This window comes from Thainema salinarum CENA647 (assembly GCF_057732415.1).
The window spans coordinates 5,889,362-5,914,690 of the sequence record NZ_JBYJZJ010000022.1 but is presented as its reverse complement, the minus strand read 5'-3'; the positions used below and the strand labels follow the sequence as shown (position 1 = coordinate 5,914,690).

Annotated in this window: 32 protein-coding genes, 1 tRNA gene and 1 pseudogene; 11 read left to right on the top strand and 23 right to left on the bottom strand. The window is 49.4% G+C overall.

The window, feature by feature from the left end; all coding sequences use genetic code 11:
- Positions 1-135 precede the first annotated feature (135 nt).
- The gene (locus AC286M_RS32785; RefSeq protein WP_488208396.1) at positions 136-1,068 is read right to left on the bottom strand and encodes a fatty acid desaturase family protein; all 933 of its coding nucleotides are present in this window, start codon (positions 1,066-1,068) and stop codon (positions 136-138) included.
- A 17-nt stretch (positions 1,069-1,085) separates the two neighbouring features.
- Here AC286M_RS32785 and AC286M_RS32780 point away from each other — a divergent pair, with 17 nt between their 5' ends.
- A complete protein-coding gene (locus AC286M_RS32780) occupies positions 1,086-1,262 on the top strand; it encodes a hypothetical protein (RefSeq protein WP_488208395.1) in 177 nt (58 codons plus the stop codon).
- A 576-nt stretch (positions 1,263-1,838) separates the two neighbouring features.
- Here the strand turns inward: AC286M_RS32780 and mazG are convergent.
- Complete coding sequence (gene mazG, locus AC286M_RS32775) at positions 1,839-2,702, bottom strand: nucleoside triphosphate pyrophosphohydrolase (RefSeq protein WP_488208394.1); 864 nt, start codon at positions 2,700-2,702, stop codon at positions 1,839-1,841.
- A 362-nt stretch (positions 2,703-3,064) separates the two neighbouring features.
- On the bottom strand, positions 3,065-3,640 hold the full coding sequence (locus AC286M_RS32770) for a metal-binding protein (RefSeq protein ID WP_488208393.1): 576 nt from the start codon (positions 3,638-3,640) through the stop codon (positions 3,065-3,067).
- 240 nt (positions 3,641-3,880) lie between these two features.
- On the opposite strand from AC286M_RS32770, the gene AC286M_RS32765 reads away from it, so the two are divergent.
- Positions 3,881-3,953 (top strand) — tRNA-Val (locus AC286M_RS32765).
- A 17-nt stretch (positions 3,954-3,970) separates the two neighbouring features.
- Entirely contained in the window at positions 3,971-4,549 is a 579-nt protein-coding gene (locus AC286M_RS32760) for a hypothetical protein (RefSeq protein WP_488208392.1), read from the top strand.
- Between the two features lie 9 nt (positions 4,550-4,558).
- On the opposite strand, the gene AC286M_RS32755 is transcribed toward AC286M_RS32760, so the two are convergent.
- Genes AC286M_RS32755 through AC286M_RS32735 form a run of 5 tightly spaced genes read right to left on the bottom strand, consistent with a single transcriptional unit; the run spans position 4,559 to position 8,822 of the window.
- The gene (locus AC286M_RS32755; RefSeq protein WP_488208391.1) at positions 4,559-5,011 is read right to left on the bottom strand and encodes a HEPN domain-containing protein; all 453 of its coding nucleotides are present in this window, start codon (positions 5,009-5,011) and stop codon (positions 4,559-4,561) included.
- 23 nt (positions 5,012-5,034) lie between these two features.
- Positions 5,035-5,433, bottom strand: a complete 399-nt coding sequence (locus AC286M_RS32750; protein ID WP_488204803.1) for a transposase family protein — start codon at positions 5,431-5,433, stop codon at positions 5,035-5,037.
- Positions 5,433-5,870 carry a transposase family protein gene (locus AC286M_RS32745; protein WP_488204802.1) on the bottom strand — a complete coding sequence of 146 codons (438 nt, stop codon included), beginning with the start codon at positions 5,868-5,870 and terminating at the stop codon, positions 5,433-5,435. The genes AC286M_RS32750 and AC286M_RS32745 overlap by 1 nt, the downstream gene beginning before the upstream one ends.
- A 52-nt stretch (positions 5,871-5,922) precedes the next feature.
- The gene (locus tag AC286M_RS32740) at positions 5,923-6,675 is read right to left on the bottom strand and encodes a winged helix-turn-helix domain-containing protein (RefSeq protein ID WP_488208390.1); all 753 of its coding nucleotides are present in this window, start codon (positions 6,673-6,675) and stop codon (positions 5,923-5,925) included.
- 23 nt (positions 6,676-6,698) lie between these two features.
- A complete protein-coding gene (locus AC286M_RS32735) occupies positions 6,699-8,822 on the bottom strand; it encodes a DNA phosphorothioation-associated putative methyltransferase (protein WP_488208389.1) in 2,124 nt (707 codons plus the stop codon).
- A gap of 221 nt (positions 8,823-9,043) precedes the next feature.
- Between AC286M_RS32735 and AC286M_RS32730 the strand changes: the two genes are divergently transcribed.
- The 3 genes from AC286M_RS32730 to AC286M_RS32720 are packed head-to-tail and all read left to right on the top strand — an operon-like array spanning position 9,044 to position 12,330.
- Positions 9,044-10,258, top strand: coding sequence for a phosphoadenosine phosphosulfate reductase domain-containing protein (locus AC286M_RS32730; RefSeq protein ID WP_488208388.1), 1,215 nt, complete (start codon positions 9,044-9,046; stop codon positions 10,256-10,258).
- Between the two features lie 13 nt (positions 10,259-10,271).
- The gene (locus tag AC286M_RS32725; RefSeq protein WP_488208387.1) at positions 10,272-10,922 is read left to right on the top strand and encodes a Uma2 family endonuclease; all 651 of its coding nucleotides are present in this window, start codon (positions 10,272-10,274) and stop codon (positions 10,920-10,922) included.
- Positions 10,923-10,932: 10 nt separating this feature from the next.
- Positions 10,933-12,330, top strand: a complete 1,398-nt coding sequence (locus AC286M_RS32720) for a Uma2 family endonuclease (RefSeq protein WP_488208386.1) — start codon at positions 10,933-10,935, stop codon at positions 12,328-12,330.
- Here AC286M_RS32720 and dndE read toward each other — a convergent pair.
- The 3 genes from dndE to AC286M_RS32705 form a co-directional block, all read right to left on the bottom strand.
- The gene (dndE, locus tag AC286M_RS32715) at positions 12,325-12,717 is read right to left on the bottom strand and encodes a DNA sulfur modification protein DndE (RefSeq protein WP_488208385.1); all 393 of its coding nucleotides are present in this window, start codon (positions 12,715-12,717) and stop codon (positions 12,325-12,327) included. The genes AC286M_RS32720 and dndE overlap by 6 nt on opposite strands.
- A 16-nt stretch (positions 12,718-12,733) precedes the next feature.
- Positions 12,734-13,360: a hypothetical protein gene (locus tag AC286M_RS32710; protein ID WP_488208384.1), complete on the bottom strand. Its 627-nt coding sequence runs from the start codon at positions 13,358-13,360 to the stop codon at positions 12,734-12,736.
- A gap of 158 nt (positions 13,361-13,518) precedes the next feature.
- Positions 13,519-13,809 carry a hypothetical protein gene (locus tag AC286M_RS32705; protein WP_488208383.1) on the bottom strand — a complete coding sequence of 97 codons (291 nt, stop codon included), beginning with the start codon at positions 13,807-13,809 and terminating at the stop codon, positions 13,519-13,521.
- Between the two features lie 17 nt (positions 13,810-13,826).
- Between AC286M_RS32705 and AC286M_RS32700 the strand changes: the two genes are divergently transcribed.
- Positions 13,827-14,159 carry a helix-turn-helix domain-containing protein gene (locus AC286M_RS32700; protein WP_488208382.1) on the top strand — a complete coding sequence of 111 codons (333 nt, stop codon included), beginning with the start codon at positions 13,827-13,829 and terminating at the stop codon, positions 14,157-14,159.
- 377 nt (positions 14,160-14,536) lie between these two features.
- Here the strand turns inward: AC286M_RS32700 and AC286M_RS32695 are convergent, their stop codons facing one another.
- The 3 genes from AC286M_RS32695 to AC286M_RS32685 all read right to left on the bottom strand — a co-directional run bounded on the left by AC286M_RS32695 (position 14,537) and on the right by AC286M_RS32685 (position 16,397).
- Positions 14,537-15,496 carry an HNH endonuclease gene (locus AC286M_RS32695; protein WP_488208381.1) on the bottom strand — a complete coding sequence of 320 codons (960 nt, stop codon included), beginning with the start codon at positions 15,494-15,496 and terminating at the stop codon, positions 14,537-14,539.
- 18 nt (positions 15,497-15,514) lie between these two features.
- Positions 15,515-16,078, bottom strand: a complete 564-nt coding sequence (locus tag AC286M_RS32690) for a hypothetical protein (RefSeq protein WP_488208380.1) — start codon at positions 16,076-16,078, stop codon at positions 15,515-15,517.
- A 64-nt stretch (positions 16,079-16,142) separates the two neighbouring features.
- Positions 16,143-16,397 carry a hypothetical protein gene (locus AC286M_RS32685; protein ID WP_488208379.1) on the bottom strand — a complete coding sequence of 85 codons (255 nt, stop codon included), beginning with the start codon at positions 16,395-16,397 and terminating at the stop codon, positions 16,143-16,145.
- Positions 16,398-16,473: 76 nt separating this feature from the next.
- On the opposite strand from AC286M_RS32685, the gene AC286M_RS32680 reads away from it, so the two are divergent.
- Both AC286M_RS32680 and AC286M_RS32675 read left to right on the top strand, forming a co-directional pair.
- A complete protein-coding gene (locus AC286M_RS32680; protein WP_488203439.1) occupies positions 16,474-16,965 on the top strand; it encodes a helix-turn-helix domain-containing protein in 492 nt (163 codons plus the stop codon).
- On the top strand, positions 16,917-17,504 hold the full coding sequence (locus AC286M_RS32675) for a transposase (protein WP_488203438.1): 588 nt from the start codon (positions 16,917-16,919) through the stop codon (positions 17,502-17,504). The genes AC286M_RS32680 and AC286M_RS32675 overlap by 49 nt, the downstream gene beginning before the upstream one ends.
- A 79-nt stretch (positions 17,505-17,583) precedes the next feature.
- Here the strand turns inward: AC286M_RS32675 and AC286M_RS32670 are convergent, their stop codons facing one another.
- The 5 genes from AC286M_RS32670 to AC286M_RS32650 form a co-directional block, all read right to left on the bottom strand.
- Positions 17,584-18,741: a transposase gene (locus AC286M_RS32670; protein WP_488205777.1), complete on the bottom strand. Its 1,158-nt coding sequence runs from the start codon at positions 18,739-18,741 to the stop codon at positions 17,584-17,586.
- Positions 18,742-18,836: 95 nt separating this feature from the next.
- Positions 18,837-19,160 carry a nucleotidyltransferase family protein gene (locus AC286M_RS32665; RefSeq protein WP_488208378.1) on the bottom strand — a complete coding sequence of 108 codons (324 nt, stop codon included), beginning with the start codon at positions 19,158-19,160 and terminating at the stop codon, positions 18,837-18,839.
- Between the two features lie 80 nt (positions 19,161-19,240).
- On the bottom strand, positions 19,241-19,435 hold the full coding sequence (locus AC286M_RS32660; RefSeq protein WP_488208377.1) for a DUF2281 domain-containing protein: 195 nt from the start codon (positions 19,433-19,435) through the stop codon (positions 19,241-19,243).
- Positions 19,436-19,446: 11 nt separating this feature from the next.
- Positions 19,447-20,367: a DEAD/DEAH box helicase gene (locus tag AC286M_RS32655; protein WP_488208376.1), complete on the bottom strand. Its 921-nt coding sequence runs from the start codon at positions 20,365-20,367 to the stop codon at positions 19,447-19,449.
- Complete coding sequence (locus tag AC286M_RS32650; RefSeq protein ID WP_488208375.1) at positions 20,328-20,906, bottom strand: phospholipase D-like domain-containing protein; 579 nt, start codon at positions 20,904-20,906, stop codon at positions 20,328-20,330. The genes AC286M_RS32655 and AC286M_RS32650 overlap by 40 nt, the downstream gene beginning before the upstream one ends.
- Before the next feature lie 48 nt (positions 20,907-20,954).
- On the opposite strand from AC286M_RS32650, the gene AC286M_RS32645 reads away from it, so the two are divergent.
- Positions 20,955-21,137, top strand: coding sequence for a hypothetical protein (locus AC286M_RS32645; RefSeq protein WP_488208374.1), 183 nt, complete (start codon positions 20,955-20,957; stop codon positions 21,135-21,137).
- A 62-nt stretch (positions 21,138-21,199) separates the two neighbouring features.
- On the opposite strand, the gene istB is transcribed toward AC286M_RS32645, so the two are convergent.
- From istB to istA, 3 genes and pseudogenes are all read right to left on the bottom strand, one after another.
- On the bottom strand, positions 21,200-21,745 hold the full coding sequence (istB, locus tag AC286M_RS32640; protein WP_488208373.1) for an IS21-like element helper ATPase IstB: 546 nt from the start codon (positions 21,743-21,745) through the stop codon (positions 21,200-21,202).
- Positions 21,627-21,878, bottom strand: a complete 252-nt coding sequence (locus AC286M_RS32635; protein WP_488208372.1) for an ATP-binding protein — start codon at positions 21,876-21,878, stop codon at positions 21,627-21,629. The genes istB and AC286M_RS32635 overlap by 119 nt, the downstream gene beginning before the upstream one ends.
- A 499-nt stretch (positions 21,879-22,377) precedes the next feature.
- A pseudogene (istA, locus tag AC286M_RS32630) lies at positions 22,378-23,439 on the bottom strand (IS21 family transposase); the annotation flags it as partial.
- A 274-nt stretch (positions 23,440-23,713) separates the two neighbouring features.
- Here istA and tnpC point away from each other — a divergent pair.
- On the top strand, positions 23,714-24,886 hold the full coding sequence (tnpC, locus tag AC286M_RS32625) for an IS66 family transposase (RefSeq protein ID WP_488208371.1): 1,173 nt from the start codon (positions 23,714-23,716) through the stop codon (positions 24,884-24,886).
- A gap of 4 nt (positions 24,887-24,890) precedes the next feature.
- Here tnpC and AC286M_RS32620 read toward each other — a convergent pair whose 3' ends face one another.
- Positions 24,891-25,319 (bottom strand): phospholipase D-like domain-containing protein, encoded by a 429-nt coding sequence (locus tag AC286M_RS32620; RefSeq protein WP_488208370.1) that lies wholly within the window; start codon positions 25,317-25,319, stop codon positions 24,891-24,893.
- Between the last annotated feature and the right edge of the window lie 10 nt (positions 25,320-25,329).

Genomic DNA, 25,329 nt, shown 5'->3' with positions numbered 1-25,329 from the left:
ACACGGCATGCCGTGTCCCTACGCCTCATATCAAGTCTGGTTGAAAACCCATAATTGATTTTTCGTGAAACGTTTGCTCCGCAAACGTTTCACGAAAAATCAATTGGGTTCTGATACACAAACTTGATATCACCCTCACGCGTCTACTTTGGTACTTCGCATTGAGGTCGATACCGTTTGATCAGCGGCAAAGACTTCAACGGGTTGGCTCATCTGATAGCGGCGACGAATCCGCTGATGATCGAAAATACCCAGGGCGGGCGGGACGCGCAGAATCACGCGATCGCTTTGGGCTAAGCGAACAGCAAGTTCCTGGCGAACTTTAGGGCGGTGCATCCAGTGGATGTTGGGGCGCAGGTGATGCTCTTGGTGATAGCCTTCGTAGCAAAACAGCAGGTTATACAAGCGACCGTAGTAGCTGGTGGAATTGGCGTAGCGGTCTTCTGGCGTGGTGCCAAAGTGCTCGTAATAGTTCTCGACGTGCTCTAGCACCCAGCCCGCGTACATGACGGGTAGCCAAATGCACAGCGCATACTGCCAGGACACAATGAAGAAGGCCACGATGCTGAACCCGCAGGCCATCAGCTCGACGATGAACTGATCGGTGTCGTTGTTGCGCCGAATCTCGTCCAGATACTCGCTCAGATCAATCCGCAACGGGCCGAGGCAGCAGTAGGACAGCAGCGCTTCGGGTGCGCCATTTTTGCCGTAGGCGAACAACGAGGTGGGATCGAGGGTGCGACCATCTGGCCCTTGGCGGTCGTTATTGTAGCGGTGGTGAGCAAAATGTTCGTAGCGATAGTGAACCTGCGGCACACCCAAATTCACGGAATTCAAAATGGCATAGATCCGATTCAGCACATCCCACTTAAACCAGGGGGTATGAACGAAATTATGGCTAGAAACCAGCCCGTTATACCAAAACAAAAAGATGCATAGCGGCAGAAAAAACAAATTGTGAGCCAGCGGACGACTAGCCCAGGTAACGGCCAGCCAAATATTCAGCACTAGCTGTAGCAACGTAATGGTGAGCGGAACACTATCCCGCCAGGTATATCGCCAAAACATAGGAGGAATCTCGTTGAATGAATAACAAACGCAGATTCGACGGTGGAGAATCGAATCCACAGGAGACAACTTGCTCACAACGGTTACACCATCGGTACACCGCTCTCTGGCAAGCCATCTTGAGGTTTATTCATGCAATTGCGACTTTAGCGATCGCAGGTTGTCCAACCGTCTCTATCTCCGCGAATGGTTAATCGCAATAGATATCCCGCGATGCTCCAAGGTCCTATGTCAATGCGCAATCATGGGTTTCAACCGGACTTCAAATCAGTGAGTAACCCGATGAATCACAATTCCTGATCTAGAAGGCTCCAGACCAGCACAGAAAATTCAAAATTTCACTCAAAATTTCGCGACACGAGATGGTGCTAATTACACCATCACCAAGCGTCTATCCATCCAGTTCAAATTAATAGTCAAACTTAATCAGCAAATCAAATTAAACAGCCAACACTGCAGCAATTTAACCTTCAACAACTTCAAACGACTTCAACTGCAAAACTGAAGCCGAAACAAGCAGCCATAACCAACCGACAAGCACACCTTAAATTCAGGTATTGATCTCGAAACGCTATCCATTGAGTGCAGATCCAGAGAATATCTTGGATCTGGGCCAAATCTGGTATCCGACCCCCAGATTTGCCATTTAAACCATTAACTGGGCTTAATTCTACCCAAGCGATCGCAATCTGGATCAGCGTTGGGCAAATATTTATCGAAATTAATCTTGAGATAGATGGCAATCTAAATCGCTGCATTGCGAGTTCGAATCAATCAGCCTGCGATCGCTCCGCCAGAATTTTAGCTTTGGCTTTTTGCCACAGTCCCTCTAGCTCTTCAATTGAATAATCCTCCAGCGGACGAGTCGCCACGGACTCGACTAGACCAAACCGCTGAATGAAGCGCCGATTGGTGCCCTGGAGGGCTTCGGCAGGATCAAGGTCGTGCCAGCGGGCGATGTTGACTAGCGTAAATAACAGATCGCCCAGTTCCGCTTCCTGATTTTCCTGAGGTTCATCTGCGATCGCAGTTCTAAATTCGTCTAGTTCCTCATGGAATTTGTCCCACACACCATTCACGTCGTCCCACTCAAAGCCCGCTTTGGCAGCCTTCTTGGAGATTTTCATGCTGGCCATCAGCGGCGGCAGGCTGCGGGCGTAGCGGGTCAGTTTGGGCGTTAGCTTGGTGGGATCTTCCGTATCGGCTTTTTCCTCGGCTTTAATCTGCTCCCAGTTGCGCCGCACGTCGTCCACATTGTCTACGGACTCATCTCCAAACACGTGGGGATGCCGCCGCACCAGCTTCTCGGCAATGCCATCGGCAATCTGGCCCAGGTCAAACTGGTTCTGCTCCCGCGCAATCTGAGCCTGCAAAACCACCTGGAGCAGCAAATCGCCCAGTTCCTCGGCGATATCGGCTGGGTTGCCTCCCTGAATCGCATCCACTACCTCATAGGCTTCCTCAATCACGTAGGGCGTCAGCGTCTCTGCCGTCTGCTCCAAATCCCACGGGCAGCCGCCATCGGGATTACGCAACTGTGCCACGACATCAATTAAGCGCTGCAACGCTTGCAGGGTGGAATCTGGCGCAGCGTTGTTTTCTAAAGCTTGGTGATTGAAAGGAGGATTAGACATGGGCAAAAAGGATTAGTGGTTGGGATGGGAAAGATTGCGATTGCCCTCACCCTAAATCCCTCTCCCACGGGGAGAGGGACTTCCGATCCGGTTCTGCTTCTCTCACAAGGCTACTGTGTACACACAAGTCTCTAGACTCCGTTTCAACGTTGAGATCCCCCCTAGCCCCCCTTAAAAAAGGGGGAACCTGCTCAAAGTTCCCCCTTTTTAAGGGGGATTTAGGGGGATCAGTCCGGGATTTAGAAGGACTATTTAGATGTGTATAAGCAGTAGCCCACAGGGAGAGGGACTTCCGATCCGGCTCTGCTTCACCTGTAAGGAGAAGGGGATGGGTGATGACTGCGAAACAAGCCGTTTCTAATTTATCGCTTTCTACTGCGTGATGATTTGCGGCGCGATTTTTTTGCTTTTTTTGGCTTCAATCCTGCTAGCCCCTGTTTACGTACCCGCTTATAGGTTGAAAGCGTACTGTCGCTGACATAGTGGCTCAAGGCTCCCAACTCCAGGCCAATTAGCCCAATTAGCCATTCTGCGGGATGCTGACGCACCATCTGCTCTAGCTGATCGCCTAGATCGGCGTGGGTGACGCTGGCGATGCCGAGGGACTGGAGAAGTGCGATCGCAATTAGCCCAAAGAGCACCAGCCACAGCAAAAAGTAAACCACCCGCAGCACGGTTCCGAGGATTGGCCCGTGGGAGAGGGATGAGCGATGGTGCATACTCTTGCGGTAGGGCAGCCAAATCCAGCGTAGAATGCCCCAGCGCTTATACTGCACGGAATGAATATCCAGGTCGGGGCCAAACATCAGGCCGCCAAACAGAAATCCGCCAGAGGCAATCAGCATCCATGTGAGCTGCTGTGTCAGCACGTAGGTGCCAACGGCAACGATGGGTAAACACCACAGGGTAATGCGATCGTGGGTGCGACCAGAGGGCATGATTGTACGTTCGCCGTATAGGCGCGTCTGAAAATGGTGCAATTGTATCAAACTCTGTAGTCAGCAGATTTTTTTGGGCTGAATTAGCGAAGCTGAAAGCCTTCTAGCTAAAGGCTTTTGGGGATTTTAAACCAATACTTGTCAAAAAAATTGCTCAAATTTCTCGATTCTCTTGCACAACTGCGCCAAAGGTCTGTTATAGTTTATAACTGTGCGCAGGAAACGCACGCCACCCGATACGGGCGGTTAGCTCAGTTGGTAGAGCGCCTGCCTTACAAGCAGGATGTCACTGGTTCGAGCCCAGTACCGCCCATTATAAGGAGATGTACAGTGAAATCAGCACAGTGTTTAGGGAGATACCTAACACTAGATGAGTTTTGTCGCTGTACACAGACCTATCGCAAGTACGCTGACAAAATTAATCCATTTCCCAGTAACCTGGATGAAACGATTCCGGCAATAGAGGATTTGTGTCAACATATTGTCGATCCGGTGATTGATCGATTTGGACGGGAGAGGTTTCAGCTTACCTATGGGTTTTGCTCAACGGATTTGAAGCGGTGGCTAGCCCAAAAAGATCCAGTAACAGGGTTGAAGAACGGTAAGGTCAGTCCCAATTTAGATCAGCATATGGCCCATGAGTTGAATCGTAATGGGAAATATTTTTGCGATCGCGCTGGAGCTGCCTGTGATTTCAAGATTTGCGATTTGCCCAGTGATCAGCTAGTGGATTGGATCGTCGCTCAGCAGTTGCCGTTTGATTCGCTTTACTATTACGGTGCAGAACGCCCCATTCACATCAGCTATGGACCACAGCGTAAGCGGGATGTGTGGACTTTTACAGAGCAAGGAACACCAACTCGTAGAGGAACAGAACGTTGGCAGCCGCCTAGCCAAAGGAAATTTTAGTGTAGAAAATCATGTCTTTAATAAAGGACGTAGTTTTTTGTCAAGCTCTCTCAAAAACGACTTAATTTCCGCAGACAAAGATTTAATATCTTCATGATTGATATCATGAATTTTTCCGTCATTATTACTCTTACCGTTTCTATGGACAATGTCGTGGCGTATTGCAATCGCCTTATGTATTCGTCGCATGGAATCTTTCGGAAATTCTATCCCAAGAGTTCCTCTATACAAAGCCTCTACCTTACCAATATTATGAAAAGAAATTCCAGCAAGATAGTCAGAAACCTCTTGCTTTATTTTGTCCATCCTATTGAATATATCGCTTAAACTTATCTTTTGGTGTTGAAACTCTTTTGTTGTCTCAACAAATAATCTTAATTTATCCTCTTTTGAAAGCACGATTTTCTTAAAAGTATCCGATAAATAGCTTTCCATTGCAGTAATAATATTTGCGTAGAGCATTCTATTAGACCTCTTGCACGAATCTAAGCGGTGGTTTGAGCAAGCTGGCAGTTGTAAATCGAAGCAATCAGATTGAACCTCAACCCAAAGCGTCTCCTACGATTGCGATAGCGTTCTGCCAAGATGCGAAATATTTTCAACCGACGGATAACATGCTCGACCTTGATACGCAGTTTGGCCAGCTCCCGATTGTAAGCCCGCTGCGTCGGAGTCAGCTTCCCACCGGGTGGCTTTTTGCAGGGGATGAAACTCTTGCTATGAAGCTTTGCAATTCCCTGGTATCCCTTATCAGCCAGCAACTCCAACTTCTCATTGAGTTGTAATTTCGAGCGTTTGTACAGACCAAAGTCGTTTTCATGCCCCTTGCCATAGACCGTGTGCAGCACCTGCAATGTGGCCAAGTCGATGACTAACTGCACCATTAAGGTATGCTTGCGTTTCTTGCCACTGAAGTAGTGCTTCTGTTTTTTTTCGGACGTTCAATCGGTGACTCGCTCACATCCACGACAATCACCTCTGAGGTGGCGTCTGTCTCCTCTGTGAGACTCTTATGCCCCGGCAACTTGCTGTAACCGCAGGCAGCCAGCTCATTTTCCACTCGAGTGATGGTGCGGCAGACCGTTGCTTCAGAGGTCTGCCAACTCACGGCCAGATGAAAGAAGGTGCGATATTCTCGCCAGTATTCCAGGGTCATCAGCAGTTGGTCTTCCACGCTGAAACCGGGCTGTCCTCCACGCTGACCGGCTTGAGGAAGTCCAGGGGCAATGGTTTTGGCCATTGTGGCAAAGGACTCGGGGCTGACCCCGCAGTAGCGGCGAAAGTCATTCGGCTTGAGTTGGCTGATCCGTTCGTACGTCATTGCGGTTGGAACTAAGGGCTTTTATGAGTCTCTGTCAGGTGCTCTCAACCAGTCAAGTTATTCGTGCAAGAGGTCTATTTAACGGAGCTTCCAATTCACTTCTTAAAGTGTAGGGGCCGTCGGTGGGGCGACTCAGCTTGTTTATACACCCGATAGAAGTTATGAACTCTTTATAAAGATTGGTTCCAAGTTTCTCAAGGTAATAGTTATTAATATCTCTATCTTTAGGTATTTTGGACCATTCAAAGCATTCGAAATCATCTTCCAGTTTTTCTACAGCCTTTGAGATGACTGTTGGAGATGCTTCATCCCAGAATTTATCTTTAATAACATCAAGAGTTAAGTAAGGTCCATCAATCACATCTATATATTCAGAATCTTCAAAGCTATTAATCTTGCTTTCATATAAAGGCTCAAATTCAGATAGAAACCAATCAATGATGGATCTCACTGTTTGATAAGAACTAAATTCGTCTTGCTGTATTTCTTTGTTATCTTGATGAGATTGTTGAGCATCTGAACTCTCTGAATCCTCGACAAAATATGGCTTATCAAGATAGAAATACTTTCCATTAGATTCTTTGCGAAAATATTTTGTTTTTGAATAAGAGCCTTGTTGTTCTAGTCCTTGGCAATGTCTTCTGATCTGACTATTTACAACATGCGTAGGATTCTTGGCCTTAAACTGATAAAGATCTTTTTCTAAAATGGAATTATATATTTCTTTGACCGACATGGGCTTTCCATGTTGAGTCATCACCTCTTTAATTGCCTCTATTATTGTTCTCTTGCCGCTTCTTGCCATCTTTTGTAGAAAAATAAGCTCGCTTAGCTATTGTATTTTGTACGAATAGCTGATCGCACTATTTTTTTCTGATATTCATCAGCATCTTTTCGCCACCCAACTCGATGCCCCCGCAGTTCTGCGCCATGCTCGGCTAAACAGTGCTGCCAGCCACGACGGTCATAGATCGCTTTGACATCGTCGAGCAGTCCCCACTTCCGCTCCTGCTGGCTGAGTCGGGCAAACTTATCATAGTTTGGATAGTCGGCAGTGATCAGTTGCTCTTTCTGATGCAGCAGCGGCGGATTATCGAGGTCGTAATCGCGGTATCGCACCTGCAAATCCCGTAGGCCAATTGCCATGCTGGTGTGGAGAGCCGGATGGGGTTCATCATCAAAGTCCGGATAGAACAGGTAGGTGATCTGAGGCTTTTGCAAATGGAATTTGATGACCGTTGCTTCATCCGGTCGGCCAATGGTACGAGACGCACAACCTTCATAGAGGCGGAGCAGTGGATCAAGCTGTTCAAGCGCTGAGACATGTACCCAAAGAGAGTTAGGTCGCTGCTGGCCAATGGGGCTCTGCCGACAGCGTTCTTCAATCAGCGAAGTTTGTCCCAGGCTCATTAGCATCAGGTCGGCAGCGGTGCAGGCTTGTGGGTAGCTGCCGAAGAGGGCTTTGATATCGTGCTGGACAGTGGCAGACAAATCTCTGAACTTAGGGCGTTTGCCAAAATGACTGAGTGCTAAATACACCATTAGGTCATTACGGCGCTTATCTGCGATCGCATCCCATTCATTGACATCAGTTGCTTGTAAAACCAGCTTGAACGCTCGTTTGATGCTGCCAAACTGAGACTGGATGGGACTGACGGCATCGGTGCCTAGCTCATCGGCAGCCGGTAAACGGCCCCGCTCCGTGTAGAAGTCCATCAGCGGCTGGAGCTGGTCGCGGTATTGCTCAAACTTGCTGACCTTGAGGCGAATCTGAGGTGCTTTGGCGCGGGAACGGAAGCGAGAAGCACGAAACGTTTCAGCCTGAGCTTCATCCCGAAAGACAAAGTAAATGCCAAGCGCAACTGGAATTGCGTCTACGCCAAGAACTTGGTCAATGTAGAATTTCAGTTCTTCCTGCTCGTAGTATTTCTGAAAGGTGTTGCGGCTGGTGATGATGCCGTCGCCATAGGCAATGACGCCCCGTGTCCGGTCATCGATCAGGACTTGAGCTGCGACGATGAGAACGGTTTCAGCCAGTTGCCACGCATTAATCAAGGCTTCTCGGCGTTCGACGGTATCTTCAATTACGTTGATTACATAGCCGAGATTGACCACCTGAGCAGAAACCTTCGGCTGATCGGGGCGAAAGTAAGGATCCCAGCCGCTGCTGATGTGGCCGAGTCGCTGGATATACTCGATATCGGCTCCATGACCGCAACCGTAGTCGAAGTAGGTGGTGCCGGAAGGAAATAACCCAGCTTCAACGGCTAGGCGAACGGGTTTGGAAGCAGTGACACGTGCGATCGCAGCTTTGTGGCGTTGAATTTTGGGTTTAGGATTGGCTCTGGCTGACTGGATCGCACAAGCTAGGGCGTGATCATGAATTTCAATTCCTCTTTGGATCAGACGCTGTGCCCAGGCATCGGTAAAGCCAATTTCGCGAGAGTTATCCAGTAAACCCAGTGCTTCCTGCTGACGGGTTAAGTACTGAAACTTGTCGTAGTGAGGATAGTCTGGGGTGACAAAGGCTTCCTTGCGGTGCAGAACAGGTGGATTTTGGGTATCGGCATAGGAGCGTGACCAAACCTGCCCAGTTACCAAATCGACTTGTAGGCTGTGGGCGAGAGCAGGATGGGGATCGTCGTCGAAGTCAGGATAGGTGAGGTAAGACAGCTTGAGTTGGTCAAACTGGAACTTGATTAGTGTAACGTTGAGCTGTTCCCACTGAGCTGATAAGCGGGTTCGAGCGGCTTGTTCGTAGGCTTGCAGGTAGGGGTGCAGCGCTGTTAAGGCTGAGTGATGGACATAGAGCGCGGTTGGCAAAAGTTTACCGATAGTGCTCTGCTGGCAGTGCTGTTTGATATCGTGAAGCGAAACAGCATTTAGATTGGGAAGTTGCAGGGACGATGCGATCGCAGTCATAATGCGGCACCCGTACAGGTTTCTTCTCACCGTACCGAGTTGAGATGAGGTTGTACTACCCCACAAATAGGGTGCAGTTCTACAAAGACCTACTAGTGCAAGCGTTTGCCACTATATATAGAAAGTTTAGTAGACTAGATACACGTTGAAGCACTAATGGTGGTTAGATAAAGATTTGCTGCCAGTGGCTTACAATCTTCAAAGTTTTATATTAAATCCGTAATTTAAGCAGATGTTATCGGACGATTGCTATGCGAACGTTGAGCCTATTTGAAGAAGACCGTCTTACGCTGCCGAAAAGTATTGAGCTAACGGTGGAGTCATTGACGCAATATGGACAACTGTATCGGCACTGGGCGATCGCATTTTCGGGCGGCAAGGATAGCACCGCTACGGTCACGCTGCTGGCACATCTGCTGGAAACAGGGCGTGTTCCTCAACCAGAAAGTATTACAGTGCTCTATGCCGATACGCGACAGGAGTTGCCGCCGCTGCACTCGGCAGCAATGAAAATTTTAGATGAGCTGCGCGATCGCGGCATGGATACGCGGGTGGTGTTGCCCAAGTTAGATCATCGCTATTTCGTGTATATGCTGGGGCGCGGAGTGCCGCCGCCGTCGAATACGTTTCGCTGGTGTACTCCGAAGCTGAAAGTGATGAGCATGGAGCGGGAACTGGAAACGCTGCGGCAGGAGCGGGGTGAGAAGTTCCTGATGCTGACGGGCGTGCGGATTGGTGAAAGTGCGGCTCGGGATCAGCGGATCGCCGTGAGCTGCACCAAGGATGGTGGAGAATGCGGCCAGGGCTGGTTTCAGTACACGTCGGCCAATGCTGTGGCAGATACGCTAGCACCGATTGTTCACTGGCGAGTGTGCCATGTCTGGGACTGGCTGATGTTTGAGGCTCCGATGCTGGGCTTTTCGACGGATGCGATCGCAAAAGTCTACGGTCAGGATACGGCAGAGGGAGAAGAACCGCTGAATGCTCGCACGGGCTGCATCGGCTGTCCCCTAGTGCAAAAAGATGCAGCACTGGAGCGGGTGGTGGCTCAGCCGGAGTGGTCATACCTAGCACCGCTGCAAAAGTTGAGACCCCTGTACTGGGAAATTAAGAAACCTCAGTATCGCCATCGCAAGCATGGGGAAGTGAAAAAAGACGGTACGCTTGCCGCCAAGCAAAATCGGCTAGGGCCACTGCATATGGACGCACGGCGCTGGATGCTGGAGCAGGTGTTGGCGATTCAGGCTGAGGTGAATCAGGCGGCTGAGCGGTTGGAAATGCCGAAGATTGACCTGATTAATGAGGAAGAATTAGCACGAATCGAAGAGCTGATTGCGGCAAATACCTATCCAGAAAAATGGAGCGGTGACGACCCTAGAGGAGATGAATGGTTTGAGGAGATTCTGCCGGATGGAAGCGTGCAGCCGTTGCTATTTGGGAAATTAGATAGCATGAGTGATAGCTGAGTACATCAAAATCATGATCGATACTGCATCACGTCCACAGGGCATTGAAACCGATTCCTGGGTACCTGCCACCTGGGAATCGTATGTGGCGCTGTGCGACCGACCCAATTTTGAAAAAGCTCGATGCTACTACGACAAGGGATGGATGCGAATTGAGATGGCAGCGCTAGGCCCTTGGCATGGGCGGGATAATGCCGTGGTGTTGAAGGTTATTGGTTTATTTGCCGGATTGACAAACCTCCGAGCCGTCGAACTCATCAATACCAGTTTTTGCAAACCTGGAGAGCGAGAAGCTCAGCCCGACATTGCGTTTTATCTAGGACAGAGTTTCCAACTGCCACCCAGAAATAATCAGCCCGTTGATATTGAAGTGTATGGCGCTCCTCAACTTGCTGTAGAAATTGCTTCAACCACCCTAAGTGATGACCTCGGACGCAAGCGGCTTCTGTATGAGCGATTGGGAGTGCAGGAATATTGGGTTGTCAATGTGGCAATGTCAGAAGTTATCTCGTTTGCAGTTGAAAATGGTGGGAGCCGGGAGATTCAGGATTCTCAGGTTTTACCAGGACTGGCATTGTCAGCAGTGGAAGAGGCCATGCAGCGCAGTCAAACTGAAGATGATGGGGCACTAACTCGGTGGTTGATTCAGACGTTTCAGGGATAGCGATCGCACCATGTACCCAACTCCAAAAGAGCGGTTTGAAGACTTCACCCGTCATCATCCGGAAAATAAGCTGGAGCTAATTGACGGGCAACTGATTGTCGGCAATTCCCTGATTGGCAGCCGCCTGCTGTTACGACAGATCTTACAGAGCTGGGGCGCTGAGGCTGCGATCTCGCTGGCTCCCATTGAAACTTGGTTATCAGCATTGGCAACAGGCTATGGATGGAGCATTTCCTCCGTCGCCTCGATCGATGAAAAATTAACGGCGCTGGAATCTCAGGCCAGAGACGTTGAGTTTACGCCAGAAGATTTATCCGTTGGGAGCACAGATAACACCTGGTCACACCATCGCATTCGCCAAAATTTGACGATGGGCCTGTTTCGGTTGGCCAAGGCCGTTGGTGGAGAAGCCCTAGGACGTGATTTCGTAATGCGTTTGGGGAACAACGGGTTCACTCCAGATTTAGTCTTTTTTAAGAATGCTGAATTAAATCGACTCTACAGCTCTTTTGTCAGTGGGCCGGCAGAACTCATTATAGAAGTGCTGATGCCAGGACATGAAGACTGCGATCGCGCTCAGAAGTACGAATACTATCAAGCAGCAGGAGTGCCAGAATATTGGCTGATTGATCCGGTAGGGGAGCGGGTAGAGTTTTATCGGCTCATCGACGGTCATTATCGGCTACAACCAGTAGCAGCCGATGGTTTTTACCGCCCCAGCAGTGTTCCGGGGTTGGCGTTTTGTCCGGCAGCACTCTGGCCAGCAGAAGATCCCAATCCGATAGATCCGGCTTTTTTCGTTGTAGAGCAACGGGTTGAGGATTTTGAGCGGCTAGCAGGCGACGACGGGCCAAAATGGGGGTCGCTGCTGTTTATTCCCAATATTCAGGTTAATCCAGTGCCGATTAGCTTTGAGGAGTACATCAGCTGGTCTCCCAGAGCAAAGTTTGAGTTCATGCAAGGGAAGCCGCTGATAGACTCAACACTGGGTACCCGCAATGTTTTGGCGATGTTATTGATGACGTTTGGCCTCGCCAGTGCAGCAAAGTTATTGCCTCCTCAAGCTTGGCTGCAAGGGTTGCAGCAACGGCTGGAATGGGAACGACACGATGTAACAAGAAAAGCCGAGTGGTGGGCGATTGCGCGACAGGCAGCAGAGATACTCCGCACTGATTTTTCGGTGGGGCGCTTGGGAGTGATTGGTGACTTGGCGATGCCGCAACCGTTGAATTACTGGTCAGGCATCACCCTGGTCTATTGGAAGAAACTGGAGAATTCCTGGCAGGCTTACGAAGCCCTAAAAGACATCGACCCGGATCGACACATTGTTGATTTACGCCAGGTAGATGAGCGTTGGCTTACAGCTGATCAGCTTTGGCAGATTGAACGTCATCTGGTGGAACTATGACGATTTGGATAGCGCAAGCTGACACAAGTCGTCAATGCTCTTCAAGTTTGGATCGCCTGCTAGATAACCAATGCCGCGATGGAGATGGAGGCGGAGTTGGGTGGCAAGTGTTTCTGGGTCGGTACCGAGGCCATCGTTGTGGCAGCGCTGTTTGAGAGCGAGCAAAAGCTGATCGGCAATGGGGCCGCCGAAGATTTGCCAGGTCATTTCGACGTTGCTATCGGCAGGGATCGGCACAGGTGAGGGAATCGACGGTTCTGCTAAGGAACGGCAGAGAGCCCAGCGGCAGAGGACATTCCACTGGCTAATTTTGGTGACGCGCTTGAGTTTGATGAGCTGGTCTTTGGCGGATTGGGAAAGCTTGATGCGATCAACGGGGGCTTGCATAGGTGTAAAACTCGCTCTAGGCAGAAACGGTTAGTGGTCGGTTGTCTGCGGTCATGCGGTGCAAAATGCCCATAATCAGATCCAGACGGTCGATGTAATAGTCTTTGGTGTCAATGCAGGCGGTTGTTTGCTGTAGGGTGAGAAATTTCCACTGATTACCCGTAGTGACAGCTCCATAAATGGTGTCAATTGCGTTTTCATTGGTTTGATTAAAGCGCTGAGCTGCTAGCATTGCCGCTAAACACTGAGCTAGTCCACCTTTGATATTTTCGTTTTTGGCTTCAAATACGATCGCAATCGGAGCTTGTATATAAAGCTGCTGGCTTGACAAGCTAATGATAAAGTCGCAGAACCCATTTAAACCTTGGGCTGTGTCCACATTAAATTCCACCCCAGAAAACAAACTGATGCGATCGCAACTCATGCGTTTCAGTTCAATCAACATCGGGGCAATCAGCATCTCTGAACGAGCTTTTTCGGTATTGATGGAGAGGGCTAGTGTGGTGCTGTATTCCAGAGAACTCACAAAGGCAGGATTGAGTTCAAGTGCCAAATTTTGACGTGAAAACAAATCTAGACTGCTCTGAATGGCAAGGCCAAAGCTTTTTTCTAGCTGCGGCAGCGTAAAGTCTTTGTAAGACATGGTATGGCTCGTTTGTCTTTACCAGAAGTATCCTGATTTTACTGTGGTTTGCTGGGTGGCGAGGTCGTAGTGGAGCAGGTATTCCTGTGCGATCGCACCTGTAGTTCGCAGTTGTTCCACTTCTTCGGCACGAATTTCGGTATCAGTGGAGAGCAGTTCTACTCTTTTGGCAGGTATTTGACCAGGGCTTTCATAACTTCTCCGGGTTGAAATTGCAGGGGACGGTCAGCATTGGGGGCGGAGAGGAAGTCTGTCCATTCGAAGGTTTCGGCGAAGCCGAGCTGGTGGAGGGTGTTGATGATGGTGGTGATGGATTGTTTGGAGCCGATGACGAGGATTTTGACAGGTTCGCGATCTCGTTTGGGATAGGAGTAGAGTTTGAGGGAAACGGAAAGAGAGACGGTTTCTGGGGAGTCGGATGAGTTGGAGAGGAAGGATTGGGTTTGCATAGTTGTCGCCTTAAAGTGTGGCATCAATTTGGATGCCAATAATCATAGGCGTCAGTTCTGACTGCGTCAACCCTTTTGATGCCATTATATTTTTCATCCTCTGGAAAGATGGAGGCATGGGAAAAGCAGGAGCAGCACTCAAGCAGGTACTTGAGCAATATGAAATCAGTCAATATAGTCTTGCTGCGGTTCTTGATGTAGAACGCAACAACGTCTATCGATGGGTCAACGAAAAGCGTGATCCATCTGGTGAAAGAATCGTTGAAATTGTTAGAGCACTAAAGTCTATGAATTCTGAAGCAGCAGAAACATTTGTTTCTTTATATTTAGGAGATGAACTCTTAGACTAAAACCGCAATCTACCTGTAGCAAGCATTCGATAACCCATTGCCATTGATGCAAACGAAACGAAGAATTGCCATAAACTAGTTGGATTTAATACGGCTCGACTGCTAGCGAAGATCAAAACGATGCTGACTCCCACAAAGATCCAACCATAGCTTTTGAGACTCATGGGCAACGCAACTAGCCATACAGTTCCGAGCACTAAGAGCAAGATGGAGAGATCAGCAGCAATTCCACGCCAAAAATAAGGATAAACATTCGTAGTAAAGAATATGTTTCGACCCAAAAAATAAATTCCAAGCAGAATCAATGCAAAACCAATCAGTTGAATAAAGAATCTCATAACGCCACTTAACTCAAATAACTATTTTGGATTGAGGAATCAAGCGATTTCCCATCGTTCTCTATGCCAACTCAGCGCTTCTAAACTGGGTCTAAATTTATCCTCAGTAGGTAACTCAATTTGCTCACCTTTGAAATCCATCATTCCTCGGCTTTCTATTGCTATTTCTTCTGTAAATCGATCTCTTGGAATAACTATACGATAATCATTGCTAATTCCAAACCAACCATGATCAAAAGCCCAATGATGATTTTTGCAAAGCGCTAAACCATTAATAAAGCGATCATCTCTGAATTCCGAAAACGGCTTAATGTGTGCTCCATCAACAATATTCTGAGCATCAGAGCTAATGATTTTTAAACGGCAAAATGCACAACGTTGATCATAGAGGGAAACTACGATTCTTCGAAACGCACCATTCCTCACAACAATGTTTTCTTCATTCTTTAGATCTTTGATGCTATATGTCGCACCTCCTTCTTTTAAAAGCCGATTTTTAACGATTTCAAATTCATCTACAAGTGCAAGTTGCTCAATTTCGGAAGTTTGCTCAGAAAACCAAGTATCAATTAAAACCTTTAGCAAAATTATTCTTTGTTCAGGATTTTGCAAAAGAAAGAATAGCTCTGAATCAAAATAGGCGTGTTGAACTGTTTTTCTGACTGCTGTAACTCCTTTACGGCCTAACTTAGTAGCTGATGTAGCTTCGCTGTCTGAATCTAGGTAAAGATGCCAAAATTTATCACCTGTTAAATGAACAAAAGGAAGTGATATATCAGAACGATGATCAGTTGTTACTAAGCTACGCCAATATTTTAGGAAGGTTGAAATTAGTTCAGGTGATAAAGGAATTCTGTTCTTATAGATTTTTCCTTGTTCAATCAACTCAAGAACTGAAATAAGCAAAATAGGTTTATGTGGAGCGCTTCCTCGCTCTCGATTTCGGTTTACATTGAGATTTGCGAACTTTCTCGCGTAGTAGTGCAAATCTTTTTTCATAAATGTAAACCAGACTAACTATGCTTCATCAAGTTTTCTCATGTACGTGCTGTACATTTTCATAAAGTACCCCGGTGGCTCTTGAAAACTATCAGTCTGTGAAATTTGTTTAACTTGATCCAGTTTACCTGGAAACCATCGACCGACTAGAACCGCCCGTAAACTATCACGCAAAGATTGTTCTTGTAAAAAATCAAACAAGTCCTCATCTAAGTAAGCATGGCTAATTGCACGTTTCACCTCTGCCAGAGTCTTTAACTTTATCTTTTTAGCTAAAACTTTCTCAAAACCTGGATTGGCGTATAAGTGCCAAAATTTACCGCTTTTCATATGGAAAAACGGTCGTGAGATATCGGGATAATGACTAGCCGATCCTAAATAGCTCCAATACTTTAAAAACGTTCGATTGATTTGTCTAGATAATTCAATTCGATTCTCATGAATTACTTCGCGTTCAAAGAGTTCAATAACTGAAAGCAATAGAATTGGCTTGTGAGGCGCAACGCCATGAGCACGATCTACCCGTATCCTCTCAAATTTCTTTGAGTAATATGCAAGAAGCTTAATTCTTTCTAAATCCACTTGCTTTAAGTTTAGTGGCTTGTACTACAGAATGAATGATAGACGAAAGATTTCTCTCATGAGACTAATCTGATCTTTTATCATCTAGCATCTCTCTCTTAATTTCTTGTATCAAGTCTATAATCTGTTGCCGAGTTTCGTATCCTTCTGCAACTAAAGACTCCTTTAATTCTTGTTGAATCTGTTCTACAGAACTCAGCGGTTCACGCAAAGCTGTTTTTCCTAAATACCCAAGCTTCAACATATCTTCTAGATATACTACTAACTCTCGATCTCCAGAGACTACTTTAATATTGCAGAGATAAAGCCCATTAATCATTCATACAGCAATCACAAATAGGTAATGAACGAGGGAGAATAGAATAAAGAGTTATCCTCACCGAAGTAAATCAGCCATGACCTCCCTGGAAGAATTTATCCAAAGTAATCCCTCTGCCCAAGAACTGAAACGCGCCTTGGCCGTGCAACTGCACCAGAGAGGTCAAAGCTATCGGGCGATCCGAGATATCCTACAGGTTTCTCTGGGATTTATTAGTGCGAGTCACCAGCGCTATGAAGAGCGAGGAGTCGAGGGACTGAAATCCCACTACTGGGGCACCCAAGGCTATTTAAGCGCCGAGCAGAAACAGGACATCTTTGAGTGGTTGCAGCAGAAAAACTGGTGGACACTAGAGGAGCTTGTTGAGCAGATTGAAGAGCGCTATGGAGTGCTCTATCGCTCAGCCCAAAGCTATACCCAACTGCTCAAAGACGCAGGGTTTAGCTGGAAGAAATCCCACTCGGTGCATCCGGGCCAAGAGGAGGCCAAAGTCGAGGCAAAAAAGCCGAGATTCAACAGTTGCTGGTTCAGTGGCGAGCCGAGATCGCCAGTGGGCAGGTGCGAGTGATGTTTCTCGATGAGTGCCATCTGCTCTGGGGAGACCTCCGTGGATATGGATGGAGTCGGCGCAATCAGCGAGTGGACATCCCCATTGCCTCCATTCGAGAGCGGCAGACCTACTATGGAGCCTTGGACTATTTGAGCAAGAGCTTTGTTATTCATGAGTATGAGGCAGGCAATCAGCACAATACCGTGGCCTTTCTGAAGTATCTTCAATCTCAGTATGATGAGTCCACTCGCTTTTTCATCATCTGGGATGGAGCCAGCTACCACCGTTCCAAGGTGGTTCGCAACTACCTGAGTCAACAGAATCATGGTACTCGAGAGCAGCACTGGAAACTCACTTGCATTCAGCTTGCGCCTAATGCACCCGAGCAAAATCCGGTCGAAGATGTTTGGTTACAGGCCAAGCGATTTAGTCGTAAATTTGCCCGCTTGTGCCACTCCTTTCGCTCGGTCAAACTCCTCTTTTATCTGGCGACTCATCTGCAAACCTTCATCTTTGAGAAAGCCTTCATGTATGGTTACTGTTCATGTCCTGTTTGAGATTGCTGTAGCGGTATTGCGTCCTGCATCACCCGATCCCTTAGTGGTGCAGAAAACTTTTGATGAACTGTTTTGAGTCTCAAGATGAGAATACAACCACTTTAGAGAACTCGAAGCGGCAGTCGAGAGCGGCCTGCTTGCCCCGCGAGGCACAAGCGGTGGGTGGACTGTGCCGGGGAAGTGCATTGAGAATGGGAATAGCAACCCGTTGATAGCAGCGTCGAGCCAGGTCTCGAAGACCCAGTTGCAGAAAACTCAGTCCCCGTTGACTATGCCAGTCCAGTTTCGAGCGCTGCCCAGCTTTTACCAGCATCCAGCCCACCATCAGAGCAATCAAACTGGCGATGTCGAGCAGCATGACGAGACGGGTGAGCGCTTGGGCCTCTCGCAAACCCGAGTCAAGGACATCAAATCCGCCGGATTTGTAATCCTTAAAGTGTGGCTCAATGCCGCCAAAGCGCTGTCCATAGCGAGCAAAGGTCTGTAGAGACGGGGGTTGACTCGAGAGAACGGCCCATGGGTCGGCAGCTATCGATTGCTGTGCAGTGGCCAGATGACAGTGAACAGTCTCCAAGACTGTCACCTGATGAAAGAGATGAGCCTGTTGCGGTGGAGGCAGTAACTGTTGGACACAACAGGAGTGCCCTGTCGCTAACGTGACCGTCAAATCGCTCTTGGCTCGGATGAACCAATCCCACTGCCAGTCCTCCAAGCATCGCAGCAACTCTCCATGTTCAAAGCCCCGGTCGGCTAATAAGGTGACCGAACACCCCGGCGGCAGAACGGCTTTGGCGGCCACTAATACCGGATAGTAGGTCTCAAAGCTGACGGTCGCACTGCCATGTTCTACAACCGTTTGGGCCAGTGTCAACGAGCGTCCACCCCAGACCAGACAGACCTCAATCAGACAGAATCGATTCCACAGCAGACTCGTATCCAACGTGAGCGTGAGCGCACTGTCTTGAAAGGCTTGCAGCGCATGACGCAGCAGTGGAGCATAGAATCGTTCTGCACTGATGTGCTCGTTGTGCAGCAAGTAACTGAGCCGTTCCATATGGGCTCGGGCTTGGCAGCCTCGATGACTCAGGTAGGCCAGCCATTTCCCGAGACAGGCACTGCTAGACAAAAGAATCGCGGCGACCGTTTCGGCCACGCCTTGCAAATGACGTTGGTCTTTGGGCTTGACCCATTGACGCAGTTGGGACATCAGTTGACGATAGAGAAGAGGTGCTTCCATAAGAGTCGCTATGAGTTGGGGAACTTTTTAGCGTCTCATGGAACACCTCTTCCCGTCTCCTTGTCTTATGATGAGAATCCCGACACAGCACACTTTCAAGGCTTTTCTGCACCACTAAGCACCCGATCCTTAATCCGCTCGTGCAGAGCCGATGGAGTCGCCACATCCACCGATCTCCCCAATAAATCCTCCAGATCCTGTATTAGGCCAATGTGGTCAAGCAAACTGCGCCCCGGCTCCAGGTCTACTAACAAATCAATATCACTCTGCTCATTCGCTTCTCCTCGCACTACCGAGCCAAATACCCGAATATTAGATGCTCCATGTTGTGCGGCAATAGAGACAAGATCTGCCTTTTGCGCTCTTAATCGAGCCAGTAGATCATTCACCCTAGAAGCCTCTAGATTGGAGTCTCGCATCACATCACTTCCAAAACCTCAGTCCACTCAAACTCATTTACACTCTGCCGCACCAACCTGATTAACGGAACCTACTTCTCTCACAAATGTTGCCAAGCCTCATCCTCCTCCGGTAACAACCAGTCCTGATTTAAGGCAGACTCACTCAATAAAGCAGTTTCGAACTTCTCCTGTGCCTGAGTCATATTCAAAAACTGAACAAACGACAATACTGTTGTCAAAACATCTTCAGGAGCTTTTTCTAACTCCTGCAAAATTAAATCTTTAATCGTCACTTCTCAACCTCCTACATCGCAGTATAAGTATTCACCCGATACCCTAGTTCACTCCCTAACAGCCGCGTCACTGCTTCTAGCTGCCGCAACGTTTCTTGCGTGACCCCATCCTCAACTGATCCATCACCGCAGTAAAACAGCGTATGATCCGTATTCAACCGATTTTTCATTAAAGCTCGTAACGCTGAAATCTTATTCTCCGCAGCGCCAATCAGCCGAGCCCGCTTAGAAAGCAACAAAGTCAGGTTCTCATTATCTTCATCATCACCACCAATTGCGATCGCACGGCCAATCTTGACTGATAAATCGGCATACTCCAGCACCTCGTCATCCGTCAGTTCCACCAAAATCGGGTAGTAGCGATAATGCACCAGCGCCCCCTGTTCAATGGCATTCCGTAGGGTAAACTCCGGCTCCAGTACCTCGCCAAAATAGTCAAACAGCGCCTGGGTGCCCCGATCATCAAAATACCGCTCCGGTGTCGCCGACAGTCCTAATCTCAACCCCACTGTCTTTGGCAAACTGGCCGCCAATCGTTGCGCTCCTAAGTTATGCGCCTCATCCCCAATCAACAGCGTCTTCTTGGGAAACGAACCAAGCTGCGACTGAAAGCCCTGACTAGTCAGCGTCGCATTCGTTGTAATCACCGTGACAAACGGCTGCAGTTCTAATTTCAGGTTAAGCAACTGATTCGACAGATTGCTCTGCCACTGCTTCAAACTCTCATAGGCCAAAATTGGCTCTAGCCCAAACTTCCGGCACTCCCGATCCCACTGCTGCACTAAGTGACGGTAAGGACACACTACAATCAGCGCTTGCAGCTCAATTTTCTCGTATAGCTCTGCGGCAACAGCCAAAGCGGTAATTGTCTTTCCGCTTCCTGTTGCCATTTTCAGTGTGCCGCGCCCATTATTTGCAAACCAATTCTCCACCGCCTGCTTTTGGTAATCCCGTAGATTGAGCCAGAATGGTTTAATCTCTGTGGGTCTAATTCCCCGTGGCTTGCCACGTTAGTGGTAGCGCGGGAGTGCGTCCCGAAGGGCAAATTCCGTAATGCCCCGTCCGCTTGCGGCGGGGATAGGAATTTGAGCGCCCCGCGAGATTTACTTGGGATTCCTTGAAGTTTGGTGGCTACTTCATCAGGAAAATCTAATTCATAATCTCCTTTAGTACTAGCAGCATAAGGCTCTCGCGTCGGTGGTTTATCAGGGCAGTACTTTTGGATCAGAGATCGCGTTACCGCCTCCGGAAACGGCATCACATCAACCTTGGGCGTGCGATTCTGCCACAACTCCTCAAATGCCTCTGCTCGCATACGTGCCCATTCGTCAAGTCCGGGTTGCCAAGACGCACAAACCTCTAATACCTCAAAATTATGCTGTAAGCCATTTTCACTTTCATTGGCTGAGCCGTTGAAAGTTACTAAATTCCCCTCATCATCAGCAAAGATACCCAGCTTGTAATTGCTCAACTCGGTTGACCCAAGCACGGCTTTGAGAGAAGATGATAAGCTTTTGCCATGACAGAACTGCCCCCACTCGATGGATTAAGCCCCGCCGAAAAAGATGCCCTGATTCAAGGGCTGTGGCAGGAGCTGCAACGGTTGCGAGCAGAAGTCGAACAACTGAATATCAAATGTCAAGCTTTTGGCGTGACGCGACAGCTAGATAGGCGAATCCGTCAGTTGAACCGTTGCCGATGAATAACGGAATGAATAATCGATCATAGCTGTCACGACAGCTATGATCGCTGACCAAATGAGGATTAAGCCTGAGATGAAGCGTGAGCGGAGCGCGTCGCGGCCGACCGTTTGCGATAGCTATCGGCCTGCATTTCAACAATCAGAGCATGATGAACCAGCCGGTCGACAGCGGCAACGGTCATCATGGTGTCGGCAAAGACAGCGTCCCACTGACTGAAGGGCTGGTTCGCGGTAATGAGCAGACTACGCCGCTCATAGCGATGAGCAATCAACTCAAAGAGGACAGAAGTTTCGGCTTCTGACTTTTTGACATAGCCGAGATCATCAATCACCAGCAAGTCAAAGCGGTCGAGTTTCTTGAGCAAAGCGGGCAGTTGCAGTTGTAATTTAGCCTGCTGCAACTGCTGAACCAAGGTGGTTGCGGCAAAGAACTTAGCCCGCTTGCCCAGTTCCACAATGGCGCGAGCGATCGCAGTTGCTAGATGGGTTTTACCCACGCCAGAGGGGCCAAAGATCAAACAGTTTTCGGCTCGCTCCAACCAGCGGGTGTCGGTGGTCAGTTGCATCAAAGGAGCCGGATTGAGCTGGGGAAGATGGTCGCCACTCAAAGTTGGAAACCGTTTTGGCCGGGGGCAGTTGGGCCTCTTGTAGGGCGCGTTGGAGGCGCAGGCTCCAGCGCCGCTCCACCTCCAATTCGCACAGTGCCAGCAAGAATTGAGCGTAAGACCACTGGTCTTGCATGGCTTGATGTTCGAGGCTTTCCCAATGCTGGAGCATGTGAGAAAGCCGCAGTTGTTTGAGGTGCAGACTCAGGCTCTGGTAAGGACTGATCGGTGGCGTCGGCTCGGAGGAGTTGGTCATAGTCTTGGAGGTTATGTTGTTGCACCTGGATGTTCGGCAGGACGGACTCGCTCAGGAGTTGAAAGTGTTGACGCAGCGCGCTCAGCGTTACTGTGCCAGCGGCTAATTGCGCGTCTAGATACTGAGCCACTGCCGCTTCTCGGTTTTGCGTGGCCGCAATGTAGAGTGCTTCAACCATTAACCGAGCGGCAGAATCGCGGTCAAAAGACGTCTCCAGTTGGTGCCATAGAGAGCGATAGTGGTCATTGGGCAATAAGTCGTGCTGCCATGTGCAGTAGAGGAAGGCGCGGGGTTTGCGCCTGAGACCTTCGATAACATGGCGATAGTTGACGCACCGGGCGCGCCGTTTATCGTTGGCCGTCACGCGCACCCGTGGCAGTTCCACCACCAACTGGCGCTCCAGGTAGCCACAGATGCGGTCATGATACAGATGCAGTTCGAGCTGACGACCAATTAACCGGGAGGGCACCGTGTAGAGGATGCAGCGCACGTCAATGGTGCTGCGCGTGCTCACGCGGGCGGTGAGGACTTCATAATCAGCCACCCGATGATTGGGCAGGGGCTGTAAATGCTTCTGCTCTTCGGTAAACTTGGCTTGGTGCTGCTGATTGAGCTTATCAACCGAAGCCGCAATGAACGCTTGATAGGCGGCCACATTCTCAAAGTCATGGCTGCCCCGCAGATACAACGCTTGGGTGATGCGGTTTTTCAGATGGCCATGCGGAGACTCAATCGCGCCATTCTCGTGAGCAATCCCTTTGTTGTTGCGCGTCGGTTCTAGACGGTAGTGGTGGCACAGGTCATCATACAGGCGAGTCAACGGTTTGCGACCTGTGCCACCGGTATTGCGATAGGCGGCGCTCAGGCTATCGGTGCGATGCTCTTTGGGGGCTCCACCACTGGCAAACAGCGCATTCTGCAACCCTTCCGATAAAGCGATAAAGCTCTCGCCCCCTTGAATCACTTGGGCATAGCGCCAACCGCTATAGGCCAAGCGGTAGTGGTAGAGCAGATGCTCAAACGGTTGACCGTTAATCGTAATCTCAACGCCTTTGAGTTCCGTGAAGTCGGAGATGCCCATCACCCCAGGTTCGTGGCGTAGTTCAAACATCACTTCCGGTGCTTCACCATACAGCGCTTTCCACGTTTTCACTCGCCGTTGCAGGGTGCGCAGCACTTGCGGATATTGACCGGGATAGCGCTCTTGTAAGTACTCGAACAACGTCATTGGCTTCAGTCTTGGCTCACGCCGCAACATCGGTTCCAACTCGTCTTCCCATACCCCAGCTAACGGGTCGGCGCTCGTGCGCCAATCCCGCAAGCGACCTCGATTGGGTTGATGCGTCCCTGCTTCAATTCGTTGACCGGTTCGGTCTGAAAAGTCGGCAATCGCAGCTGCATCACTCTGCGTTAGGCCGAGCTCTCGCGCTTTCTTATACACTTTGATTTGATAACTTTGAATAGTTTGTTTGGGCACTGGTGGCTTCCCCACATTCTTGGGAGATGCCTCTAGTGTCTTTTTCTATGACGACAACTGGAACAGGTGATAAAAAATGGTGCTCTCTACCCGGCTGTGTAACTGTCGTCGGCAGGTCTCACCCGCCTATGTCATTGTCGTCTAATAACTGAAGCAAAAGCGGGTAAAGAAAACGTCGCGCAATTCGAGTTTGCCTCCCTCCAAGGGCTTCAAACCCAATCAGAGCCGCTGTGAACCCATGGCTAGTCCATCGGAAGAAACGGGAAGCCACCGTGACGGTGGGCGAGAATTAAGTCAACAGCCCAATCAAGTGGTGGTGGCACAAGCCAAGAGCTGTCCCCACTGTGGAGCTGAGGTTGACCGTTCGGCGCAGCGCTTGAGCGGGATTTACGAGCGGATTGAATTGCCTCAGCTCACCCCTGACATCACGCGGGTGGAACGCTATGGCGGGGTGTGTCCGTGTTGTCAAAAGACGTATGAGGCTCCCGTTCCAGTTGGGTTGGAACCCGGTTCTCCCTTTGGCACGAGTGTGGCAAGTCTAGTCACCTATCTGCGCTACCGTCATGCCATCAGCTATCAGCGGCTGAGCCAGTTGATGAGCGACCTCTGGGGTCTGAGCTTGTCGGAAGGAGCCATTGCCAATCTACTGAAACGAGTGCAGGCTCAACTTCAATCCCCGGTGGCCCAGATTGTGGAGCGCTTACGCAGTGCTCGTCTAGTCGGCAGTGATGAGACGGGGGCACGGGTAAATGGAGTCAACCAGTGGGAGTGGGTGTTTCAAAACGAGCAGGTCTGTTTGCATGTGATTCGTCCGAGCCGAGGAAAAGCTGTCATTGACGAGGTGATGGACGGTCATCGGCCTCAGGTGTGGGTCTCGGATTTGTTCAGTGCTCAGACAGCCCATCCGGCAAACGAGTGGCAAGTGTGTTTGGCCCATCAACTGCGTGATTGTCAGTATGCCATCGATGCTGGCGATGACCTATTTGCTCCTCGGATGAAACGGCTGTTGCTCAAAGCCATTGCTCTGCAACGACGACGACACACTCTGGCGGCCTCGACCGTCGAGCAGTATGGCGCTCGATTTCGCGGTTCACTGCGGGAGATTTTGAATCTCAACCCTCAATCGCTTGAGGGGCAGCGGTTGCTCAAACGTTATCGAAAGATTCGTTCTCATCTGTTGCTGTTTTTGACCGATGAGACCATCCCGCCGACCAATAATGCGAGTGAGCAAGCGTTGCGCTGGAGTGTGGTCTTTCGCAAGGTGACTAACGGATTTCGATCCGACTGGGGAGCCGAGTTGTTCGCTCAGGTGCGATCTCTGATCAATACTGCACAACGTCAGGGCATGTCTGCCTTTGATGCCATTTCTCGTGCCCTTACCTCTCAGCAGTCCGATTGGCTACTGGGTTGAGCAATTACCCCAGCTTTTCGTGATAGATGCCCCGTAACGCTTCAGGTACAGCTAACTTGATCTCTAGATTTCCCCGCGCCAGCAACCAAGTCAGAGCTGCGAATCGCTGTTTCACAAAATCGGGCATATCCTCTTGATCAAAGCTTCTCAGCAATGCCCGATTAATCACCTCATCTCGCTGCTGGAGACCCTGCTGAATTGCTTCCACATCCGCTTCAGACAATTGTGGTGATGTCACCAACCGCATCCGCCCACCCGACTGAATAAATGCTGTTAATCCCCTCGCCACCAGTGCCAGCACCGAGCTCGAAAAGTATCCCACCGCACGGTTGTAGACGGTTGCCTGCTTCAAACAAGGAATATAGAAATCCTCAACTAAGTTGGACTCACTACTGCGATATCTCTTGCGAAGGTTTAGCGCTTTCAGATTCAAGTTAGAACCT

Excerpts from the sequence above, each read along its gene's own strand:
- AC286M_RS32670 (WP_488205777.1), bottom strand. The coding sequence starts at position 18,741 with ATGGAAGCACCTCTTCTCTATCGTCAACTGATGTCCCAACTGCGTCAA.
- AC286M_RS32695 (WP_488208381.1), bottom strand. The coding sequence starts at position 15,496 with ATGAAAAAAGATTTGCACTACTACGCGAGAAAGTTCGCAAATCTCAAT.
- AC286M_RS32685 (WP_488208379.1), bottom strand. The coding sequence starts at position 16,397 with ATGATTAATGGGCTTTATCTCTGCAATATTAAAGTAGTCTCTGGAGAT.
- AC286M_RS32785 (WP_488208396.1), bottom strand. The coding sequence starts at position 1,068 with ATGTTTTGGCGATATACCTGGCGGGATAGTGTTCCGCTCACCATTACG.
- AC286M_RS32720 (WP_488208386.1), top strand. The coding sequence starts at position 10,933 with ATGTACCCAACTCCAAAAGAGCGGTTTGAAGACTTCACCCGTCATCAT.
- AC286M_RS32725 (WP_488208387.1), top strand. The coding sequence starts at position 10,272 with ATGATCGATACTGCATCACGTCCACAGGGCATTGAAACCGATTCCTGG.
- AC286M_RS32645 (WP_488208374.1), top strand. The coding sequence starts at position 20,955 with ATGACAGAACTGCCCCCACTCGATGGATTAAGCCCCGCCGAAAAAGAT.
- AC286M_RS32740 (WP_488208390.1), bottom strand. The coding sequence starts at position 6,675 with ATGGCAAGAAGCGGCAAGAGAACAATAATAGAGGCAATTAAAGAGGTG.
- mazG (WP_488208394.1), bottom strand. The coding sequence starts at position 2,702 with ATGTCTAATCCTCCTTTCAATCACCAAGCTTTAGAAAACAACGCTGCG.
- AC286M_RS32745 (WP_488204802.1), bottom strand. The coding sequence starts at position 5,870 with ATGACGTACGAACGGATCAGCCAACTCAAGCCGAATGACTTTCGCCGC.
- AC286M_RS32710 (WP_488208384.1), bottom strand. The coding sequence starts at position 13,360 with ATGTCTTACAAAGACTTTACGCTGCCGCAGCTAGAAAAAAGCTTTGGC.
- AC286M_RS32780 (WP_488208395.1), top strand. The coding sequence starts at position 1,086 with ATGAATAACAAACGCAGATTCGACGGTGGAGAATCGAATCCACAGGAG.
- tnpC (WP_488208371.1), top strand. The coding sequence starts at position 23,714 with ATGGCTAGTCCATCGGAAGAAACGGGAAGCCACCGTGACGGTGGGCGA.
- dndE (WP_488208385.1), bottom strand. The coding sequence starts at position 12,717 with ATGCAAGCCCCCGTTGATCGCATCAAGCTTTCCCAATCCGCCAAAGAC.
- AC286M_RS32755 (WP_488208391.1), bottom strand. The coding sequence starts at position 5,011 with ATGCTCTACGCAAATATTATTACTGCAATGGAAAGCTATTTATCGGAT.
- AC286M_RS32635 (WP_488208372.1), bottom strand. The coding sequence starts at position 21,878 with ATGCAAGACCAGTGGTCTTACGCTCAATTCTTGCTGGCACTGTGCGAA.
- AC286M_RS32705 (WP_488208383.1), bottom strand. The coding sequence starts at position 13,809 with ATGCAAACCCAATCCTTCCTCTCCAACTCATCCGACTCCCCAGAAACC.
- AC286M_RS32750 (WP_488204803.1), bottom strand. The coding sequence starts at position 5,433 with ATGGTGCAGTTAGTCATCGACTTGGCCACATTGCAGGTGCTGCACACG.
- AC286M_RS32680 (WP_488203439.1), top strand. The coding sequence starts at position 16,474 with ATGACCTCCCTGGAAGAATTTATCCAAAGTAATCCCTCTGCCCAAGAA.
- AC286M_RS32730 (WP_488208388.1), top strand. The coding sequence starts at position 9,044 with ATGCGAACGTTGAGCCTATTTGAAGAAGACCGTCTTACGCTGCCGAAA.
- AC286M_RS32770 (WP_488208393.1), bottom strand. The coding sequence starts at position 3,640 with ATGCCCTCTGGTCGCACCCACGATCGCATTACCCTGTGGTGTTTACCC.
- AC286M_RS32665 (WP_488208378.1), bottom strand. The coding sequence starts at position 19,160 with ATGCGAGACTCCAATCTAGAGGCTTCTAGGGTGAATGATCTACTGGCT.